This window comes from Bacillus sp. 5RYD7K, from assembly GCF_059831465.1.
The window spans coordinates 1,425,010-1,443,789 of sequence record NZ_CP191200.1 but is presented as its reverse complement, the minus strand read 5'-3'; the positions used below and the strand labels follow the sequence as shown (position 1 = coordinate 1,443,789).

Here is an 18,780-nt window from a genome sequence, read left to right as displayed (position 1 = left end):
ACCCGTGAGGCTGATGATTTTTATGTATGAATCTTTTAATCTTTTAAATTGGTATAGATTATACAGCACATGTAAAATAAACTAATCTCTTATGTACGAGAATCATTATACCATCATGTTTCGACAATTTTTATTACAGTTATATTTCAATGTGATTGCAAATCTCATATTTTGCAAAATAAACGGTGCTGGCGGCCTGATTTCGGTTCAAAAAGCAAAAAAAAGACGTATAAAAATCTCTTTTTTCGGCAGTAAAGTTCTGTTTTGCCCCTTTCTGATAAAAAAAGAACCGACTCTTTATATAGAAAGAATCGGTTTTATTCCAATATATCATCTATTTGTCTGATGTATTTTGACAGTGTTGCCGGAGATACACCGTAAACGGCGGCCGTATCTTTTTTCGTCGTTTTTTCGCCGTTCGCTTCTTTCCATACGTATGCGATGGCTGCGGCCCATGCCCGCTCATTCTGTACGGCAGCGGCGGCGCGGATGTGCTGAATGACGTGAAAAACCCAGCAGCTCATGACGTCAGTCTTTAAACTGCCGGCTTCCGCTTTCTCCAGCAGTTTGACCGTCCGATACGTGAACAAGGCATCATGAGAAACGCCTGAAGCGCCTTCTTCACCGGAAAGCAGCAGTCTGACAAAGTCTTGTTCAAACGGTGAAGCAGCGCGTTTTGCCGTCAGAACTTTTTCAAGCTGGTTCCGCTCTCCTTCAGCGCTGCTGATATAATAGGCGGCGAGCCGCTGTTCAAGTGCAGCAGGCAGCGGTTCCTGCCGTTCCGCCCAAGGCGCGGACCGGTCTGATTCGGGAAATTCGGTTTCGGCCTTTCTCCAAATGGTTTCGGCAAATGCTGTGCGGCCTGTCCCGTAGGCTGAGGCGGCCAGCCAGTAATAAAACGTGTCGTCGCCTTCAAACCCGCTTTTGTAGAGTGACCGGAGCCATTTATAGCCGAGATCATGTCTGCCGACAAGCGCCAGCGTCGCCCCCAGCTTGTAGCGCTGTTCGAATAAAATCGGATACACATTGGAGAGCCTTTCGCTCAATTCCCCGACTTTTTCATCTTCTCTCTCGTAATAGCAGAATACCAGGTAGTTGCACAAGGCATGGAGATTGCCTTCATTTTTCTCAAGCACTTCGAATACCGTCTGTTTCGCTTTTGTGACATTGCCTGAGTAAAAGTAAGCGAGCGCAAGGTTGTTGTATGCGGACCAAAGCTCGGGATAATCGGCTGTAATCTCTTCAAGCATGACAACCGCTTCATGAAGCTGGCCGCTCTCAAGAAGCGTTTTTGCCCGGTCCTGCCTGATCAGCAATTCATCCTGGTCATAGAGCGATTCGTTTTCACCCGCTTCACCGAAATCCAAAAGCTCCATCAGATTTTCTATCTCTTCGCTGAATTCTCCGTCCGGTTCGGCATCTGAATAAGCCGCGGCTTCTTTGTATGCTTCCTGAAAGAGCCCCAAATGCGCGAAATTGTTCGCTTTAAAGTAATGACACTCGGGCATTTCTTCTTTCAGGTTCACCATAATAAAGTCGAACAGCTCATTTGACTGCTGGTAGTGGCCCATTTCAGAATAAATGACGGCCAGCCGGGACAGCATTTCGGAATCATTCGGCTCGAGGTGAACGGCCCTCTGAATCAGTTTGCTGGCCCGTTTTAAATTCCGCTCTTTATATGCTTTTAAGCCTTTATGAAAAAAATATTGTCCATCCTGAAGCAGCTGGACAATTTGTGCGTGCTTTTTATGTTCAGAAGTGTGTTTTCCCACAAATATCCTCCGTTTTATACGTATTACCGTCAGTAGTATACCATAAAACGGTTTCGCCTCAATAGTTCAAAAGACAGAATCAGCTTCGTTTTTTACTGGCTGGTTCGACCAGATTTTAGCTGTTTTTTTCATGCGGATCGGCAGGAAGGGTGACGCGGAAAAGGGTTCCTTCGCCCCGCTTGCTTTCTACCTCTATCGAACCGCCGTGCAGCTCGGCGATTTTTTTGGCGATGGACAGGCCGAGGCCGCTGCCCCCTGCGTTTCTCGCCTTGTCCGCTTTATAAAACCGTTCAAATACGCGCTCCGCCTGCTCAGGCTCCATTCCGATTCCGTCGTCGGCGATTTCGACAGCCGCCGCCTCCGGCAAATCAACAATTTTAACGGATATACGGCCTCCCTCACCGGTAAACTTCACGGCATTGTGAATCAGATTCATCCATACTTGGCTGAGCAGCGCCTCATCTCCGTACACATACGACTCCTGTAAATCAATGAGAAATTCAATCTGTTTGGCGGACCACTCAGGCTCACAGGTCAATATGGTGCGCCGCAGCTGTTTGTCAATGCGGAACGGTTTTTTTTGAATCGGTTCGGTTTGGCGTTCGAGTGCAGTGAGCTTCAGCAGATTTTCACTGATTTTTGATAATCGTTCTGTTTCTGTCTCGATGATGTGTAAGTAGCGCCCCCGCTCCTCATATGATAAATCAGGTTTTTTCAGGAGGTGCGCGTACCCCTTTAATGAAGTAAGCGGGGTTTGGATTTCATGGGAAACGTTCGAAATAAATTCTTGTTTCAGTTTTTCCATTTCGCTTAGTTCCGCGGCAAGTGTCGACAGTTCATCAGCCAATTTCGTCACGGGGTGGTCCCGTTCAATCTTCTCCATTTTTCTGGAGGCGGCCGCGGTGAAGTTGCCGCTCGACATTTGCTTGATCGTGGCGGTCAGCGAATCCCAGATCGCATGATGTCTTTCACGTGCTGACTTTGAAAAAATAAACATCGTGACAAACAGCAGGCCGAAAACAAGCCAAAGCGTGAGAATCTGCTGGACGTAGGGCACAAGCAAAATCGGCCATATGAGACCGAATCCCTGAACGATCAGGTGGGCCGCCAGCCATAAGAATGCGGTGACAGTGAGAAGGATGATGATTTTTCCAGCCGTTCTGAAGATCCGTTTCATCCTGTCACCACAAACCGATAGCCGAGCCCCCGCACCGTATGAATGGCAAAGGGATAGTCTTTTTCCGGAAACCGTTCTCTCAGCCTTTTAATATGCACGTCAACCGTCCGCTCATCACCTTCATAATCAAAGCCCCAAATATCTTCTATTAAATGTTCTCTGGAAAACGTCTTATTCGGGTAACTGGCGAGCTTGAATAAAAGCTCAAATTCGCGCCGGGGCAGTGTCATTCCCGCCCCGCCGCCGCGCGTTACGGTGCGGGATTGCTTATCTAATGTGACCGTTCCGACGGTCAGCAGTTTTTCAGCGGTGATCCGGTACCGTTTCAGCAATGCTTTGACCCTCGCTTCAAGCTCAAGCGGCTCAAACGGTTTGACGAGATAATCGTCCGCTCCGGAAGTAAAACCTTGCACTTTGTCCAGTGTTTCGCCTTTTGCCGTCAGCATCAAAATCGGAATGTCCGTAAAGCTGCGGACGGCTTCACTGACTTCAAACCCGTCCATTTTCGGCATCATCACATCCAGTATGACAAGATCAACAGGTGTTGATTCTATCAGCCGCACCGCCGCTTCTCCGTCTTCAGCTTCTGCGACGTCAAAGCCGCTCTGCTCCATCATAAGGCGGACAAGCTCACGGATATGACGGTCATCATCCGCAACCAATATGACAGCCATAAAAATCCCTCCTTCTGATTTTTTCACTCATCATCTTTTAATGAATCGACATGATTTTTATAAGCCGTCTGATCTTTTCATTGTCTCCTGTATCGACATACACTTTTTTTGTATGGCGGATCATCTCCTCCGTCACTTCTTTCATTACGCATTTTTCGAAGACTCCCAGCGCAAAGGAACATTGTATACCTGAATGGTGCCGTCGCCGTTGCTGCTGTAAGTGACCGACCCATCAACTAAACGGGAACCGGCTAACTGAGTAACATCTTTCGGATAGCGGGCGCTCGTATGATCGTCAGGATTGACGAGTGCTCCGGCCGGAATGCGGCGAACGTTCAATTCATCTATCTGCTGATTTTCCCCAAGCTGCAGCCAGACGCGGGCATATTCAATTTGCAGAGGAGAATAATCTGCCGCGATGCTGTCTGGTTCGCTTTGTCCGCAGAGATGTGATGTGAATCTTTGTTTACGGCTTCGTTTTTTTCTGCCGCTGATGCTGTTTCAGCCTTGTTTATGCTGCTTCCCCGGCCGCCGGACTTGAAGAACGGCCCGGCTCTTTGTCGTTACCGCCCGTACACCCGGCAGTCATGATTACGAGCAGCACGGCAGCGTGACAATAAAAAATCGTTGTGCGTTTTTTCATGATTTAACCCCCGATTCCAATGAATAGGACTCCGGCTGCAAAATAAAAAGCAGCTTTTTCAGCTGCTTTCTATTCCCAAAGTCTTCCTTTACACAGCTTTGTTTTCTAAATCGGCATTCAGCTTCAGCTGCTGTTCCGCAAAATCGCGGTACAGCGAATGGGATGCCATTAATTCATGGTGTGTGCCCCGTCCGGTGATTTCCCCCTGTTCGACAAAGAGAAGCTGATCTGCATCCACAACCGTGGATAAACGGTGGGCAATCACAATCGTGGTGCGCCCTTCCATTAAGACTTCGAGCGCCTGCTGCACCCATTTTTCAGATTGGCTGTCCAGACTGGATGTCGCTTCATCAAGCATCAGAATACTCGGATTGCGGAGAAGTGCTCTGGCAATGGCAATGCGCTGGCGCTGTCCGCCTGAAAGCATAATCCCCCGTTCACCGACCTCGGTTTCAAATTTCTTCGGTAAGTCTTCAATAAATTGCAGGGCGTAGGCCATGTCGGCTGCTCGTCTTAATTCATCGTCAGTCACCTCGCGTTTTAATCCATAGCAGATATTATCGCGGATGGTTCCTGACATTAACGGGCTTTCTTGCGACACGTAGCCGATATGCTCCCGCCATGATTCAAGGGAATACGCATCAATCGGTTCGTTTCCGAGCAGGATGCTGCCGGCCGTCGGATTGTAGAATCGTTCCAGCAGCTTAAATAACGTTGTTTTCCCGCCGCCGCTCGGTCCGACAATCGCGGTGACTTTGCCGGCCTCAATTGTTGCCGTAATGTCTTTTAAGATGGTTTGATCTGTTTTGTAGCCGAATGAGACTTGTTCAAGCTTAATCGGCTGATCTGCGTTTTCAATGATCTTTCCGGTTTGGATATCTTCTTCTTTTTCTGCAAGAATGTGAATCATCCGTTCCGTTGCGCCGACGGATTTTTGAAGCTGTGTAAAAAATGAAGTGATTTGGCCCATCGGCATAATGATCTGGAACAAATACAGAATAAAGGCAACGAGCGCGCCGGCTGTCAGTTCACCGGATGACACCTGCATTCCGCCGTACCCGATGACAGCGACCAGCGCCGCCATTAATACAAGTGTAATAAGCGGGCCTACGAGCGACTGCACCTTCGCTTCACGCAGCCCGAGTTTAAAGAGCGCCATGATGCCTGCTTTTCCGCGGCCGTATTCCGCTTCTTCGGCGTTTGAGGCTTTCACAAGTCTGATTTCCGGGAGGATGTGGTTTAATAATCCGGTGAATCTCGCCGTCTCATCCTGTGTTTCCCGAGAAATTTTAAACATTTTCCGGCCGATCGGCACTAAAATCACCGCAGCCAGCGGCACGACGATCAGCACGAGCAATGTGAGCTTCCAGTTCATGAAAAATAAGATCGTCAGTGACCCGATAACGGAAATGATTCCGGTAATAAATCCGCTGATATTGTTTGTGATCAGCTCTTTTACCACCATTGTGTCATTGGTAACACGGCTGATCGTTTCTCCCGTGGCGTTTTTGTCAAAATAAGAGACAGGCAGTTTAATTAACTTCTGCCACAACAAATCACGCAGCCCCGAGATGATTTTCTGGCCGCTGTAGTTCAGGGCATAGGTGGCGTAGGCGCTTAATGCAGCCTGTACGATAAACACGGCTGCGATGATTCCGATTTGCACGCCTGACAGCGACGACATGGAAAAGCCGTCGACGAGCTGCTTTGTCAACAGCGGAATCAGCAGGCTGACGAGCGTTGTCACAATACTGAGAGACAGCGCGAAGGCCAGCATTCCGTAGGATGGTTTTGTTTTTTTGACTAATGAAAAGAATGAGCTGAATTTCCCTTTAGGTTTTGGTTGTTTATTCGGCATATGTTTTCCTCCTATATCACTGTTTATACTATAACGGATGTGCATGAACGGAATATGAACAAAACGTACATTTTTGATAAAAACCAAAATAAACTCTATTAGTCAATATTATCAAATTCATCTGCCTCCGGTTGCGAAATAAGGAATATTTTATTGAATGTTTAAGTTCGGGCATATTTAAAAACCTCACGGAGCTCTCCGTGAGGTGTGTTTTACTCAGATGCTGAATGGCGTTTCGCAAGAACGTCAAGCACGTCGTCCAAAGGAAGCGACTGTTCACGCAGAAGAACGAGCAAATGATACAGCAAATCTGCCGCTTCCCATTTTAATTCTTCATGGTCGCGGTTTTTCGCGGCGATGATCACCTCTGCGGCTTCTTCACCGACTTTTTTGAGAATTTTATCGACGCCTTCCCGAAACAGATACGTTGTGTAGGCTCCCTCAGGCATCTCCGCCTGCCGTTTGGCGATTACGCTTTCCAGTTCATTTAAGATGCCGAAACGATCCTGCGCGTCCGCTTTTTCCGGAGAAAAGCAGCTGTAGCTTCCCTTATGGCATGCGGGTCCTGATGGCTCCGCAAGCACGACAAGGGCATCTTGATCGCAATCATAGCGGATGGCTTTCACCTTTTGGGTATTCCCCGACGTCGCTCCTTTATGCCACAGCTCCCCGCGTGAACGGCTGTAAAACCAGGTTTCTTTCGTTTCTATCGTTTTTTCGTAGGATTCACGATTCATATAAGCCAGTGTCAGTACTTCTTTGCTTGCCGCATCCTGCACGATGGCGGGAATCAGTCCGGCCTCGTCAAACCGCAGTTCATCTGCCCGTTTCATCTCACATTCACCCCGTGTTTCTTCATATAATCTTTCACTTCTTTTATAGATGTCTCTTTGTAATGGAAAATGGAAGCTGCAAGCGCGGCGTCCGCTTCACCGATCGTGAAGGCTTCAAGCATATGGCGCGCGCTGCCGGCTCCCCCTGACGCAATGACGGGCACCGGGACGGCACGTGAGACAAGTTTTGTAAGCGTATGGTTAAAGCCTGTTTTCTCACCGTCAGCGTCCATGCTTGTCAGCAAGATTTCACCCGCTCCCCGTTTGACGGCTTCTTTTGCCCAAGCCGTGACTTCCCACTCGGTTTTCTTTCTGCCGCCGTGTGTGTACACTTTATAGCAATCCGAATCTTCGTCATACTTTGCATCGATCGCCGCTACGATGCATTGCGAGCCGAAAAAATCCGCTCCTTCCGTAATCAGCTCGGGACGGAGGACGGCCGCTGTATTAACGGATACTTTATCAGCGCCTGCGCGAAGCATTCGTTTCATATCGCTTAATTGATTGATTCCGCCGCCGACCGTAAACGGAATCGCCAGTTTTGCCGCAACCTGCTCCACGACGTCAGTCATCGTCTTCCGGCCTTCATGAGAGGCGGAAATGTCGAGAAAAACAAGCTCGTCAGCGCCCTCCCTGTCATAGGCTTCGGCCAGTTCGACAGGATCGCCCGCATCTTTCAGCCCGAGAAATTGAATGCCTTTGACGACGCGTCCTTCTTTCACATCGAGACACGGAATGATTCGTTTCGTGATCATGCGTCCTTCACCCCGCTGAGCGCTTCAGCCAATGAAAATTGTTTTGTATACAGCGCTTTTCCGATAATCGCTCCCGATACACCGGTGTCTTTGCAGCGGGCCAGCGCTTTGAGGTCGGCGACTGAGCTGACACCGCCTGAGGCGATGACGTTTTTCCCCGTTGCTTTTGCGAGCTGAACGGTGCTTTCGATGTTCGGGCCTGACAGCATGCCGTCAGTCGCAATATCCGTGAAAATGAAGGTTTCCGCCCCTTCCTCCGCCAATTCACGACCCAGATCGGACGCTCTTACCGAAGAAGTTTCCAGCCACCCTTCCGTCGAGACATACCCGTTTCTCGCATCGAGACCGATGGCAATTTTTCCGCCGTATTGTTTCAGCATGCTTTTCACAAATGCCGGATCGGAAACGGCCGAGCTGCCGAGAATGACGCGATCAGCGCCTTGTGATAAGTAGCCGTATACATCAGCTTCAGAACGAATCCCCCCGCCGATCTCAACCTTGACATCAAGCTGCCGGACGATGTCCAGAACATGCCTGTCGTTTACTTTCCTGCCCTCTTTCGCACCGTCAAGATCCACGAGATGAATCCATTCGGCACCTTCTTGTGCAAATTGCGCCGCCATGTCTAAAGGTGAGTCTCCGTAGATCGTTTCCTTGCCGTAATCACCTTGAATGAGGCGGACGCATTTGCCGTTTCTCATATCGATTGCCGGATATAATGTAAAAGCATTCATTTCTTCACCTTCTGTTCCGCTGCCATTTTTGTAAATTGCGTTAAGATCGCCATTCCGGCCTCGCCGCTTTTTTCCGGGTGAAACTGCGCTCCGAAGACATTGCGTTTCCCGACGACCGCAGGAACACGAACGCCGTACTCAGCGCTTGCCAGCAGATCGCCCTCTTCCATCCCGTCTATATAATAGGAATGGACAAAGTAAACAAAGCCTTCTCCCGCTTCCGAAAGCAAAGGAGATGTTTGGTGAACCGTCAGCCGGTTCCAGCCCATATGCGGCACCTTCAGCTTATTTCCTTCGGCATCCCTGTCTTTGAGTCTCACTGCTTTTCCGGCTAATAAACCAAGTCCTTTTGCAGAGCCGTTTTCACTGCTTTCTTCGAAAATGAGCTGCATGCCGAGGCAGATGCCGAAAAGCAGCTTCCCCTCATCAACCATGCGGCCAATGAATTGATCAAGCTTCGTGCTGCGTAAATTGTCCATGGCGTCACTGAATGATCCGACACCGGGGAGAATAAAAGCATCCGCTTTTTCGAGCTCTTCCGGCCGGTCTGAAACGACATACGGGACGCCGACGCGTTCCAGCGCCTTCGACACGCTGAATAAATTGCCCATTCCGTAATCAATTACACCGATCATTTACAGCATCCCTTTCGTAGACGGCACACCTTTGACGCGCGGGTCAATGGATGACGCTTCGTCCAGCGCTCTGCCAAGCGCCTTAAACACGGCTTCTATCATATGATGCGTATTCGTGCCGTAATGAACGATGACGTGCAGATTCATTCTCGCTTCGAGCGCCAGTTTCCATAAGAATTCATGTACCAGCTCGGTATCAAACGTTCCGACTTTCGCTTGCGGAAATGCACCGCGCATCTCAAGGTGCGGCCGGTTGCTCAGGTCTACGGCGACTTGGGCGAGCGCTTCGTCCATCGGCACAAGCGCTGATCCGTACCGTTTGATTCCTTTTTTATCACCGAGCGCCTCCAAAAAAGCCTGCCCTAAGCAGATGCCGATATCTTCAGTCGTGTGGTGATCATCTATCTCCGTATCGCCTTTTGCGTCAACGGTTAAATCGAATTGTCCGTGCTTTGTAAACAAATCAAGCATATGAGTCATAAACGGCACATCCGTGCTGATATCGGCTTTTCCTTCTCCGTCTATTTCGAAAGCCAGCTTAATATCCGTCTCATTTGTTTTTCTGGCGCGTTCCGCTTTTCTCATCGGTCATTTCCTCCGTTTCTCGCTTCAATCGATCTCGCGTGCGCTTCAAGCCCTTCCAGTCTCGCAAAGGCGGCAATGCTGTCCGCGTGGGTTTCAAATGCCTTCCGGCTGTATGAGATGATGCTCGATTTCTTTTGAAAATCCGTGACATTCAGCGGGCTTGAAAACCGCGCCGTCCCGTTTGTCGGCAGAACGTGATTCGGTCCCGCAAAATAATCGCCGACCGGTTCAGCGCTGTATCGCCCTAAGAAAATCGCTCCCGCGTGCCTGATGCTTCCAAGCAAAGCCTCCGGCGAATGCGTCATGATTTCTAAATGCTCAGGCGCCAGCGCGTTCACTGTGTCCACCGCATCCTCCATCGTTTCCGCGATGTAAATATGGCCGTGATCCCTGATCGACGCTTCGGCGATTTCTTTACGCGGCAGCGTCTGAAGCTGTTTATCCACTTCATCTGATACTGCTTCTGCAAGCTTCCGTGAGTCGGTGACAAGCACGCTTGAGCTGAGCATATCGTGTTCGGCCTGTGAAAGCAGGTCAGCGGCAACTTCTTCGGGCGCCGCCGTATCGTCTGCCAGGACTGCGATTTCGCTTGGCCCGGCTATCATGTCAATATCCACATCACCGAAGACTTCGCGCTTCGCCAGCGCCACAAAAATATTGCCGGGACCTGTAATCTTATCAACAGGCTGTATCGTTTCGGTACCGTAAGCGAGCGCGGCAATCGCCTGCGCGCCTCCCGCTTTGTAAATTTCCTTTATGCCGAGCTCAGACGCCGCCGCCAGAACGCCCGGCGAAAGGCGGCCGTCTTTTCCCGGCGGACTGACGAGAACGATCCGCCCCACTCCCGCAGCGAGAGCGGGGATGACATTCATCAAAACGGACGACGGATAAGCGGCCGTCCCGCCCGGCACATATACGCCCGCGGAATCAAGCGCCGTTATTTTCTGCCCGAGCATTGTGCCGTCTTTACGATGGTAAAACCAAGAGGATTGCAGCTGGCGCTCGTGATATTCTTTAATATTGGCAATTGCCTGCTTGATCACTTCTAGCAGCTGATCATCAAGCAGACGGTACGCCTCTGCGATTTCTTCTGCGCTCACCGCCAACCGGTCCAGACTGATGCCGTCAAATGTTTTTGTATAGGCCAAAACGGCTTTGTCGCCGTTTTTTCTGACGTCTTCAATAATCGCCCTAACGGTTTTCCGCTGCTCTTCGGTTCCGCTGTCAATGGAACGCTTCAGTGAAAAACGCTCGCTTTTTTTTATTACGGTTATTTTCATTTTGCCGTTTCTCCTTCCACAACCCTTGCCAGCCTGGCAGCCATTTCGTCGATGACGTCATCCTTCATGCGGTAGCTGACCGGATTGACGATAAAACGCGATGTGATGTCACAAATGTGTTCTGATTCAACCAGTCCGTTTTCCTTTAATGTCCGCCCTGTTGATACGATATCCACGATTCTGTCAGCAAGCCCGATTAAAGGCGCCAGCTCAATGGAGCCGTTCAGCTTAATGATTTCCACCTGCTCGCCCTGCTCTCTGAAATAACTTGACGCAACATTCGGATATTTCGTCGCAATCCTCGGGGCGACACCGTTCCAATCCGCTCCCGGAAGCCCCGCAACGGCGAGATGACATTTGCTGATATTCAGATCGAGCACCTCATACACGTCACGCTCTTCTTCAAGCATGACATCCTTTCCGGCAATACCGGCATCAGCGACGCCATGTTCGACATAAGTCGTGACGTCCATCGGCTTCGCTAAAATAAAGCGGAGATTTTCTTCAGGAACGTCGATGATCAGCTTTCTTGATTCCTCAAACTCCTCGGGCAGCCTGTATCCGGCCTGCCGCAGCAATCCGGCCGCTTCTTCGAATATCCGCCCTTTTGGCATTGCCATTGTGAGTACCTTACCCATTTTGCTCTTCCTTTCTGGCACCGATAAAGTATGTGACGTTTGTGAATGATTTTGTCATATGATCGATATTTTCAATGCCTGCCAAATCCTGCAGGACGACCTTTCTGCCTCTTGCTCTTTCTTCCTCCGCGAATAAAATGGCCTGCGCCCGCTGCTCCTTGCTGAAAATAACGGCGTCCGCCTCGCTTGTTTCTTCCTGGATGCCGAGCGCTTCAATCAGCCTGTCGATACGGAGTCCGAAGCCCGTGGCGGGAGCAGGGCTGCCGAAATGGCCGAGAAGATTGTTATAGCGGCCGCCGCTTCCGATGACAAACCCGACATTTGCCGTATACACTTCGAATAAAATTCCCGTGTAATAACTCATATGGCTGACCATGTTCAGATCAAGGCGGATATGCTCGGCACACCCGTAATCTTCAAGAATGTCCCATAGGTCTTCCAGCTCCTGAATCACGCTTTGCCCGGAGATGCCGATGATCTCCTCCGCTTTGGCGCAGATCTCTTTTCCGCCCCGCAATTCCAAAAGTCCGAGCAGCCGGCTTTTGTCTATTGAAGAAAGCGGAAGCGATTTGACATGTTCTCTGTACCCCACATAATTCTTTTCAAAGAGAAAGCGCCGCAGAACATCCGCCCGCTCGGCATTGCCCAGCACCTCGACAAACAGCTCATCTGCGAGTCCTGCATGGCCGATCGCGATTTTAAATCGGTGCAATCCCGCGTTTTTCAAAGCGCCGGCCGCGAGTGCAATCACCTCAGCGTCCGCGCTTGTTGATCCGTCGCCGATCAGCTCCGCGCCGACCTGTTCGAATTCAGCCGGACGTCCGCCTTCCCGTTCTTGAGCGCGGTAGACGCTTGCCGCATATCCCGCTCTGAGCGGATGATTATTTTTGTGCAGCTTAGACGCCGCCACCCGGGCAATCGGTCCGGTCATGTCAGGCCGAAGCACAAGCGTTTTTCCGTCCTGATCGAGAAGCTTAAACAGCTGCTGTTCTTCAATAGCTGACTGGACACCCACTGTTTCATAGAATTCTAGGGTCGGAGTCTCCATAAACTGATAACCCCATTTATCAATTAAATCCGTCAGTGTGGAACGGACTTTCTTCTTTGCTTCGTATAAACCGGGAAGCGTATCTCTCATGCCATGCGGTTTCTCAAACATAAACATTCCCTTTTGCACCTCCGCTTTGTCTGAAGGAAAATTCCGAATCCTTTAGTTCGCTAATATGATAATATGTTAGCAGATAAAAGAATGGATTGCAATGCCCAATGTCCGCCTATTCTTTCCCATATTGATGACTAAATCATGAACAAATCTGTAAACATAACAGAACCATCTAATCATATTGAGCAGAAGTGCTATAATACATAGAATAGCTTCAACAGAAACAAGGGAGAAGAATTGATAATGAAGACGCTTGGAACATTATGTGTGCTGATTCTGACAGCCGTCCTTGTCTATCTGGGATATAACATCTATACAAACGATATTCATTTGAATCTTTTCAATCAGCAGTCCGACGAGCCTGATGAGAAAACACCGTTAAAAGGGAGCGCGTCACCGCTGAATGTCGTTCTGTACAGACAGATGGATTCACCCAGACTGTACAATGGCTGTGAGGTGACAAGCCTTGCTATGATTTTGAACAATGCCGGATATCATGTATCAAAAAATACATTGGCGGATCGAATCAATAAAGTTCCGCTCACATACAGCAGCGGGCTGAAAGGAGATCCGAATGAAGGATTTGCCGGAGACATGGAAAACGGCCCGGGTTTAGGCGTTTATCATGAGCCGATTGTTAAACTGGCCAAAGAGTATGCGGGAAACAAAGTATACGACCTGACGGGAAAAGACATTTCTGCTGTGTACCGCCAGCTTGAAAAGGGACGGCCGGTCTGGGTGATTATCACCACTTCCTTTAAACCGGTTGGTCATATGCAGACTTGGAATACGCCGAACGGAAAGGTCGACATCACGTACAGCATGCACAGCGTAGCCGTCACCGGTTATGATCACGATTATGTATACGTCAATGACCCTTACGGCTATAAAAACAGAAAAACGGACCGGACTGAATTCGAAAAAGCCTGGAAGCAGATGGGCAGCCAGGCCATTGTAATCAAGTCATAAAAAAACCCCGCTGACGTTAATCAGCGGGGTTTTCCATTCGTTTTTTCATTTCTTCGTGCGTATAGATCAGCTTCATCGGATTTCCTCCGACAAACGCCCCGGCCGGGACATCTTTATGCACCAGCGTGCCGGCTGATACAACGGCTCCGCTCCCGATGGTGACGCCGGGCAGAATCGTTGTGTTTGCCCCGATCATTACCTCGTCACCGATTGTGACATCACCGGTCCGGTACTCATGTATTAAATATTCATGAGCCAAAATCGTCGTATTGTAGCCGATGATGCTGTTTTCTCCGACAGTGATTTTTTCAGGAAACATAATATCCGGCATCACCATCAGCGCGAAAGAGGTTTGTTTTCCGACATTCATTTTCAAAAAGGTTCGGTACAGCCAGTTCTTCACGCTTAGAAACGGCGTATACCTTGCGATCTGGATGATGATGAAGTTTTTCATCACCTTCAGAAAGGGAACCGTCTGATATACATGCCACAATGAATTTGCACCTGCAACCGGATGGCGGTCTGTTTTTCTCACGGATCACTTCACTCCGGTGATGTGCAATAAATCACTCATTTTCTCAAGCATATAATCGGGTTCATACGCGGAAAGCGCCTGTGCGCCTTTAATCGTCCACGCCACGCCGGCTGTTTTCGTGCCGGCGTTTTTGCCCGCCATGACATCGTGATAATTGTCACCGACCATCATGGCCTCCGACGCATCGCACCCAAGCCGGCTGAGCGCAAGCCGCACAGGTTCGGGATCAGGCTTCGGATGCTTTACATCATCAAGCGTGACGACAGTATCGAAAAACCGCCCGATGCCTGTCAGCTTCAATCCCATATTGACTGTATCCCTCAGCTTTGTGGTGACAATACCGAGCTGATAGCCCGCTTTTTTCAATTCATCGAGCGTTTCATAAACCGTTTCGTACTCCGTGACGAGCTCATCGTGCTTCTCATGATTGAATGCCCTGTACATGCTGATCATGTCATCGCACTTTTCGGCATCAATGCCTGAAAACGTTTCGTACAGAGGCGGGCCGATAAACGGAAGCACATCTTCCCGTTTATACTGCCCCGGGCAATAATGATCAAGCGTATGAAGATAAGAAGCGATAATCAGTTCATTCGTGTCAATCAGCGTGCCATCGAGATCGAATAAAATGGCGGTTAAACGTTTATCAGTCATCTTATGTCCTTTCCGATTTCAGACGTCAGTCCGTATCCGCATACCGCTTATCGGCATACCCTTTAACTCGTCTGAAAACCATTAAAATAATCGCAAGAACAATCAGCACAATGGAAATGACCTGCGCGATTCGAAGCTGGCTCGTGAGCATCAGGCTGTCCGTGCGCATTCCTTCAATAAAGTATCTGCCGATCGAATACCAGATGATATACGTCAAAAACAGATTGCCCCTGCGCAGATTCACGCGGCGGAGCAGAAGCAGAATCACGACACCCGCAAAGCTCCACAGCGATTCATATAGAAACGTCGGGTGATAATAATGTCCGTCTATGTACATCTGATTAATGATGAAATCCGGAAGGTGAAGACTTTCCAAAAATGAACGGCTGACCGCTTCGCCGTGAGCCTCCTGGTTGATAAAGTTTCCCCAGCGCCCGATGGCCTGACCGAGCAGAATACTCGGCGCGGCAATATCCGCCAGCTTCCAGAATGAGATCCCTCTTACTTTTGAAAAAACAACGCCCGTTGCGATCGCGCCGATTAATCCGCCGTGAATCGCGATGCCGCCTTTCCAGGTTTTAATGATTTCCCCGGGGTGTTCCGAGTAATAGCTCCACTCGAAAAGCACATAGTATGCCCGTGCGCAAATGATTGCGATCGGGATGGCGAAAAGAACAAGATCAATAAAAATGTCCTTTTTCAGCCCCCGCTTTTCACTCTCCCTCATGGCCATCCAAAGCCCTAATAACGCACCCGCGCCGATAATGATCCCGTACCAGTGCACGGATAAAGGTCCGAGCTGCAAGGCAATCGGATTGATCGGTGTTCCTGCTTCGTTCATATTATTGCCAACTCCTATTCGTCTTGTTCGCCGTCTTCAATGACATCCGCCAGCTTATTCGTAAATTGCTCGGCGGCATTTAAACCCATCCGCTTCAATCTGAAGTTCATCGCCGCAACTTCGATAATAACGGCGAGATTTCGCCCAGGGCGGACTGGAATGGTCAGTTTTGTAATTTCCGTATCAATGATTTTCATTTTTTCTTCTTCAAGTCCGAGACGGTCGTATTGCTTCCCTTGCTCCCAAAGCTCAAGGTCCATGACGATTGTAATTCTCTTATTGCTTCTGACGGCGCCCGCTCCGAACAGCGTCATGACATTTATAATGCCGAGACCCCTGATTTCAAGCAGATGCTCAATCAGATCAGGCGCATTCCCGACGAGCGTATCCTGATCCTCCTGCCGGATTTCGACGCAGTCATCCGCGACAAGACGATGGCCGCGTTTGACGAGCTCCAGGGCCGTTTCACTTTTACCGACGCCGCTTTTTCCCGTTATGAGCACACCGACGCCGTATATATCCACAAGCACGCCGTGAATGGCGGTTGTCGGCGCGAGACGGCTCTCAAGAAAATTCGTCAGCCGGCTTGACAGCCTGGTTGTTTTCAGAGGGGATCTTAGCACCGGCACGCCGTTTTTCTCGGATGCTTCTACAAGCTCCGGCGGGATCGGCATATCTCTGGAAAGGATGATAGCCGGCGTCACATCGGTGCACAGCGATTCCATCCGCTGTTTTTTATCCTCCTCAGGAAGCTGATCGAAAAATGACAGCTCCGTTTTTCCTAAAAGCTGCACCCGTTCTCTCGGGTAATATGTAAAATAACCGGCGATTTCAATACCGGGCCGTGATAAATCACTCATCGTAATCGGGCGGTTAATCCCTTCTTCTCCGCTGATCAATTCTAAATGGAACTGCTCCATTACGTCTTTGGTCCGAACCTTTGCCAAGATATGTTCCTCCTGTTCTGGGATGTTCCGAGCTTTGAACAGTTATATTTTATCACTTTACCGTCTGAACCAAAACAGATTTATACAATTCCGGCATAACTGGTCTAGATAACTAGTCTGAAAAAGAGTAAAATAAAACTAACAACTAACCAGAAAGGCGTGTTTTAAAGTGGCTGAAAGCTTGTTAATCAGCGGTGCGGACATCGTAACAGAAGAAGAAATCATCCGAAACGGATTTCTCGGCATAAAAGACGGCATCATTTCTTACGCGGGTCAAACAAGACCGCAAGAAACGTATGAGAAGGAATGGAAGGCGCCCGCGGGTTCGTATGCGCTTCCCGGAATGATAGATATCCATATTCACGGCGGTTACGGCGCGGATACGATGGATGCCGATCTCGCGGCTCTTGATACAATGTCCGCCCGGCTGCCCGAAGAAGGAACAACCGCTTTTCTAGCGACCACGATCACACAGCAGCACGAAAACATTGAAAAAGCGCTCAAAAACGCCAAGGAATGGACGGACTCCTCACCGCAGGCTCATAAAGGCGCTGAGTTGATCGGCATTCATTTAGAAGGACCGTTTGTCTCTCCGAAAAAAGCAGGAGCACAGCCGAAACAATGGATTACGCCGGCCGATGCCGGGCTCTTTCAGAAATGGGAGCGCCTCTCCGGAGGGCTGATCAAAATCGTGACGCTTGCGCCGGAAGAAGATCCTGATTTCAGCCTGATCCGTTATTTAAAAGACCGGAACATCATCCCGTCAATGGGACATACAGACGCGGGAGCCGATCTTTTAGAAAAAGCGGCGGATGCCGGAGCGCTGCATATGACACACCTTTTCAACGCCATGAGCTCCTTTCACCACCGTGAGCCGGGGGGCATCGGTACGGCTCTCGCTTGCGGGCGCATCACGGCGGAGCTGATCACTGACGGCATTCATTCTCATCCTTTGGCTGTAAAGCTTGCCTATTTGGCGAAAGGAAGCCAAAACCTGATCATGATTACAGACTCCATGCGGGCAAAAGGGCTTAAGGACGGAGAATACGAATTCGGCGGACAAAGAGTCACCGTTTGCGGAGACAAAGCGCTTCTTTCTGACGGGACGCTGGCCGGTTCCATTTTAAAAATGAATGAAGGCGCGGCGCTCATGCGCAGGTTTACGAACTGCTCATGGCTGGATATAGCTAATATGACAGCGGCAAATGCAGCCCGCCGGCTCGGCATTTTTGACCGTAAAGGAAGCCTTGCGGAAGGAAAAGACGCCGACGTTGTTTTGACGGACGGACAGTGCGGCGTGCTGGCAACGATTTGCCGAGGAAACACCGCATATATCTCAGGAGGAGCTGATTGGACATGAACGTCATCACATGCAGACATTATGAAGAATTAAGTGAAAAAGCCGCAGAGATAATTGCTGAAACAGTTAAACAAAAGCCGGATGCCGTTCTCGGGCTTGCGACGGGCGGCACCCCTGAAGGCGTATACAAAGAGCTTGTGCGGATGCACCGCTCCGAGGGCCTGTCATTCCGGGATGTCACGACGATCAACCTTGATGAATACGCCGGGCTTTCTCCCGAGGACAAAAACAGCTATCATTATTATATGAATACACATTTTTTTGCACATATCGACAGCCGAAAGGACCGCCGCTTTCTCCCTGACGGACGGGCAGACGATCTTGATGCTGAATGCGAACGCTATGACCGATTGATTCAAACACTCGGCGGAGCGGATATTCAGCTTTTAGGCATCGGACACAACGGCCATATCGGCTTTAATGAGCCCGGTACGCCATTTGAATCCCGAACCCATGTCGTTGAGCTGAATGAAGAGACAAGACGGGCGAATGCGCGGTACTTTCCGTCAATCGACCAAGTTCCTGAAAAAGCCGTGACAATGGGGATCAGGACGATCTTGTCCGGCAAACGGATTTTGATCATGGCATCCGGAAAAAGCAAGGCCCAAGCGGTGAAGCAGCTTCTGGACGGGCGCGTCACTGAAGCATTCCCCGCCTCCGCCCTGCACGAACACCCGGATGTGACGGTCTTGATTGATGAAGAGGCTGCGGGCGGCGATTGAAAGGAT

Annotated in this window: 19 protein-coding genes and 1 pseudogene; 3 read left to right on the top strand and 17 right to left on the bottom strand. The window is 49.7% G+C overall.

The features are described 5' to 3' along the window. Positions 1-317: 317 nt before the first annotated feature. The 13 genes and pseudogenes from ACQE26_RS07110 to ACQE26_RS07050 form a co-directional block, all read right to left on the bottom strand. Positions 318-1,772, bottom strand: a complete 1,455-nt coding sequence (locus ACQE26_RS07110) for a tetratricopeptide repeat protein (RefSeq protein WP_500471113.1) — start codon at positions 1,770-1,772, stop codon at positions 318-320. A gap of 115 nt (positions 1,773-1,887) precedes the next feature. Beyond that, positions 1,888-2,949 (bottom strand): sensor histidine kinase, encoded by a 1,062-nt coding sequence (locus tag ACQE26_RS07105; RefSeq protein ID WP_500471112.1) that lies wholly within the window; start codon positions 2,947-2,949, stop codon positions 1,888-1,890. Further along, entirely contained in the window at positions 2,946-3,623 is a 678-nt protein-coding gene (locus tag ACQE26_RS07100) for a response regulator transcription factor (RefSeq protein ID WP_016937821.1), read from the bottom strand. The genes ACQE26_RS07105 and ACQE26_RS07100 overlap by 4 nt, the downstream gene beginning before the upstream one ends. A 37-nt stretch (positions 3,624-3,660) precedes the next feature. After that, positions 3,661-4,266, bottom strand: a pseudogene (locus ACQE26_RS07095) (YdeJ family lipoprotein). A gap of 88 nt (positions 4,267-4,354) precedes the next feature. After that, positions 4,355-6,124: an ABC transporter ATP-binding protein gene (locus ACQE26_RS07090; RefSeq protein ID WP_500471111.1), complete on the bottom strand. Its 1,770-nt coding sequence runs from the start codon at positions 6,122-6,124 to the stop codon at positions 4,355-4,357. A gap of 212 nt (positions 6,125-6,336) precedes the next feature. Continuing rightward, entirely contained in the window at positions 6,337-6,957 is a 621-nt protein-coding gene (gene hisIE / locus ACQE26_RS07085; protein WP_012118542.1) for a bifunctional phosphoribosyl-AMP cyclohydrolase/phosphoribosyl-ATP diphosphatase HisIE, read from the bottom strand. Next, complete coding sequence (gene hisF / locus ACQE26_RS07080) at positions 6,954-7,712, bottom strand: imidazole glycerol phosphate synthase subunit HisF (protein WP_328220958.1); 759 nt, start codon at positions 7,710-7,712, stop codon at positions 6,954-6,956. Before hisF ends, hisIE begins: the two co-directional genes overlap by 4 nt. Next, on the bottom strand, positions 7,709-8,446 hold the full coding sequence (hisA, locus tag ACQE26_RS07075) for a 1-(5-phosphoribosyl)-5-[(5-phosphoribosylamino)methylideneamino]imidazole-4-carboxamide isomerase (protein ID WP_500471110.1): 738 nt from the start codon (positions 8,444-8,446) through the stop codon (positions 7,709-7,711). Before hisA ends, hisF begins: the two co-directional genes overlap by 4 nt. Next, a complete protein-coding gene (hisH, locus tag ACQE26_RS07070) occupies positions 8,443-9,081 on the bottom strand; it encodes an imidazole glycerol phosphate synthase subunit HisH (RefSeq protein ID WP_500471109.1) in 639 nt (212 codons plus the stop codon). Before hisH ends, hisA begins: the two co-directional genes overlap by 4 nt. Then, the gene (hisB, locus tag ACQE26_RS07065; protein WP_500471108.1) at positions 9,082-9,666 is read right to left on the bottom strand and encodes an imidazoleglycerol-phosphate dehydratase HisB; all 585 of its coding nucleotides are present in this window, start codon (positions 9,664-9,666) and stop codon (positions 9,082-9,084) included. Continuing rightward, positions 9,663-10,946 carry a histidinol dehydrogenase gene (gene hisD / locus ACQE26_RS07060; RefSeq protein WP_500471107.1) on the bottom strand — a complete coding sequence of 428 codons (1,284 nt, stop codon included), beginning with the start codon at positions 10,944-10,946 and terminating at the stop codon, positions 9,663-9,665. Before hisD ends, hisB begins: the two co-directional genes overlap by 4 nt. After that, positions 10,943-11,584, bottom strand: a complete 642-nt coding sequence (gene hisG, locus ACQE26_RS07055) for an ATP phosphoribosyltransferase (protein WP_045925879.1) — start codon at positions 11,582-11,584, stop codon at positions 10,943-10,945. Before hisG ends, hisD begins: the two co-directional genes overlap by 4 nt. Then, complete coding sequence (locus ACQE26_RS07050; protein ID WP_500471106.1) at positions 11,577-12,749, bottom strand: ATP phosphoribosyltransferase regulatory subunit; 1,173 nt, start codon at positions 12,747-12,749, stop codon at positions 11,577-11,579. The genes hisG and ACQE26_RS07050 overlap by 8 nt, the downstream gene beginning before the upstream one ends. A gap of 240 nt (positions 12,750-12,989) precedes the next feature. Between ACQE26_RS07050 and ACQE26_RS07045 the strand changes: the two genes are divergently transcribed. After that, a complete protein-coding gene (locus tag ACQE26_RS07045; RefSeq protein ID WP_500471105.1) occupies positions 12,990-13,715 on the top strand; it encodes a C39 family peptidase in 726 nt (241 codons plus the stop codon). A gap of 16 nt (positions 13,716-13,731) precedes the next feature. Here the strand turns inward: ACQE26_RS07045 and ACQE26_RS07040 are convergent, their stop codons facing one another. Genes ACQE26_RS07040 through hprK form a run of 4 tightly spaced genes read right to left on the bottom strand, consistent with a single transcriptional unit; the run spans position 13,732 to position 16,692 of the window. Beyond that, positions 13,732-14,250, bottom strand: a complete 519-nt coding sequence (locus ACQE26_RS07040; protein ID WP_045925876.1) for an acyltransferase — start codon at positions 14,248-14,250, stop codon at positions 13,732-13,734. A 3-nt stretch (positions 14,251-14,253) separates the two neighbouring features. Then, positions 14,254-14,904: a pyrophosphatase PpaX gene (ppaX, locus tag ACQE26_RS07035; RefSeq protein ID WP_500471103.1), complete on the bottom strand. Its 651-nt coding sequence runs from the start codon at positions 14,902-14,904 to the stop codon at positions 14,254-14,256. Positions 14,905-14,929: 25 nt separating this feature from the next. Next, positions 14,930-15,745, bottom strand: coding sequence for a prolipoprotein diacylglyceryl transferase (gene lgt, locus ACQE26_RS07030; protein WP_500471102.1), 816 nt, complete (start codon positions 15,743-15,745; stop codon positions 14,930-14,932). Between the two features lie 14 nt (positions 15,746-15,759). Next, the gene (hprK, locus tag ACQE26_RS07025) at positions 15,760-16,692 is read right to left on the bottom strand and encodes an HPr(Ser) kinase/phosphatase (RefSeq protein ID WP_013353746.1); all 933 of its coding nucleotides are present in this window, start codon (positions 16,690-16,692) and stop codon (positions 15,760-15,762) included. A 169-nt stretch (positions 16,693-16,861) separates the two neighbouring features. On the opposite strand from hprK, the gene nagA reads away from it, so the two are divergent. Further along, positions 16,862-18,052: an N-acetylglucosamine-6-phosphate deacetylase gene (nagA, locus tag ACQE26_RS07020; protein WP_045925874.1), complete on the top strand. Its 1,191-nt coding sequence runs from the start codon at positions 16,862-16,864 to the stop codon at positions 18,050-18,052. After that, positions 18,049-18,774, top strand: a complete 726-nt coding sequence (gene nagB, locus ACQE26_RS07015; RefSeq protein WP_500471468.1) for a glucosamine-6-phosphate deaminase — start codon at positions 18,049-18,051, stop codon at positions 18,772-18,774. Before nagA ends, nagB begins: the two co-directional genes overlap by 4 nt. Positions 18,775-18,780 lie beyond the last annotated feature (6 nt).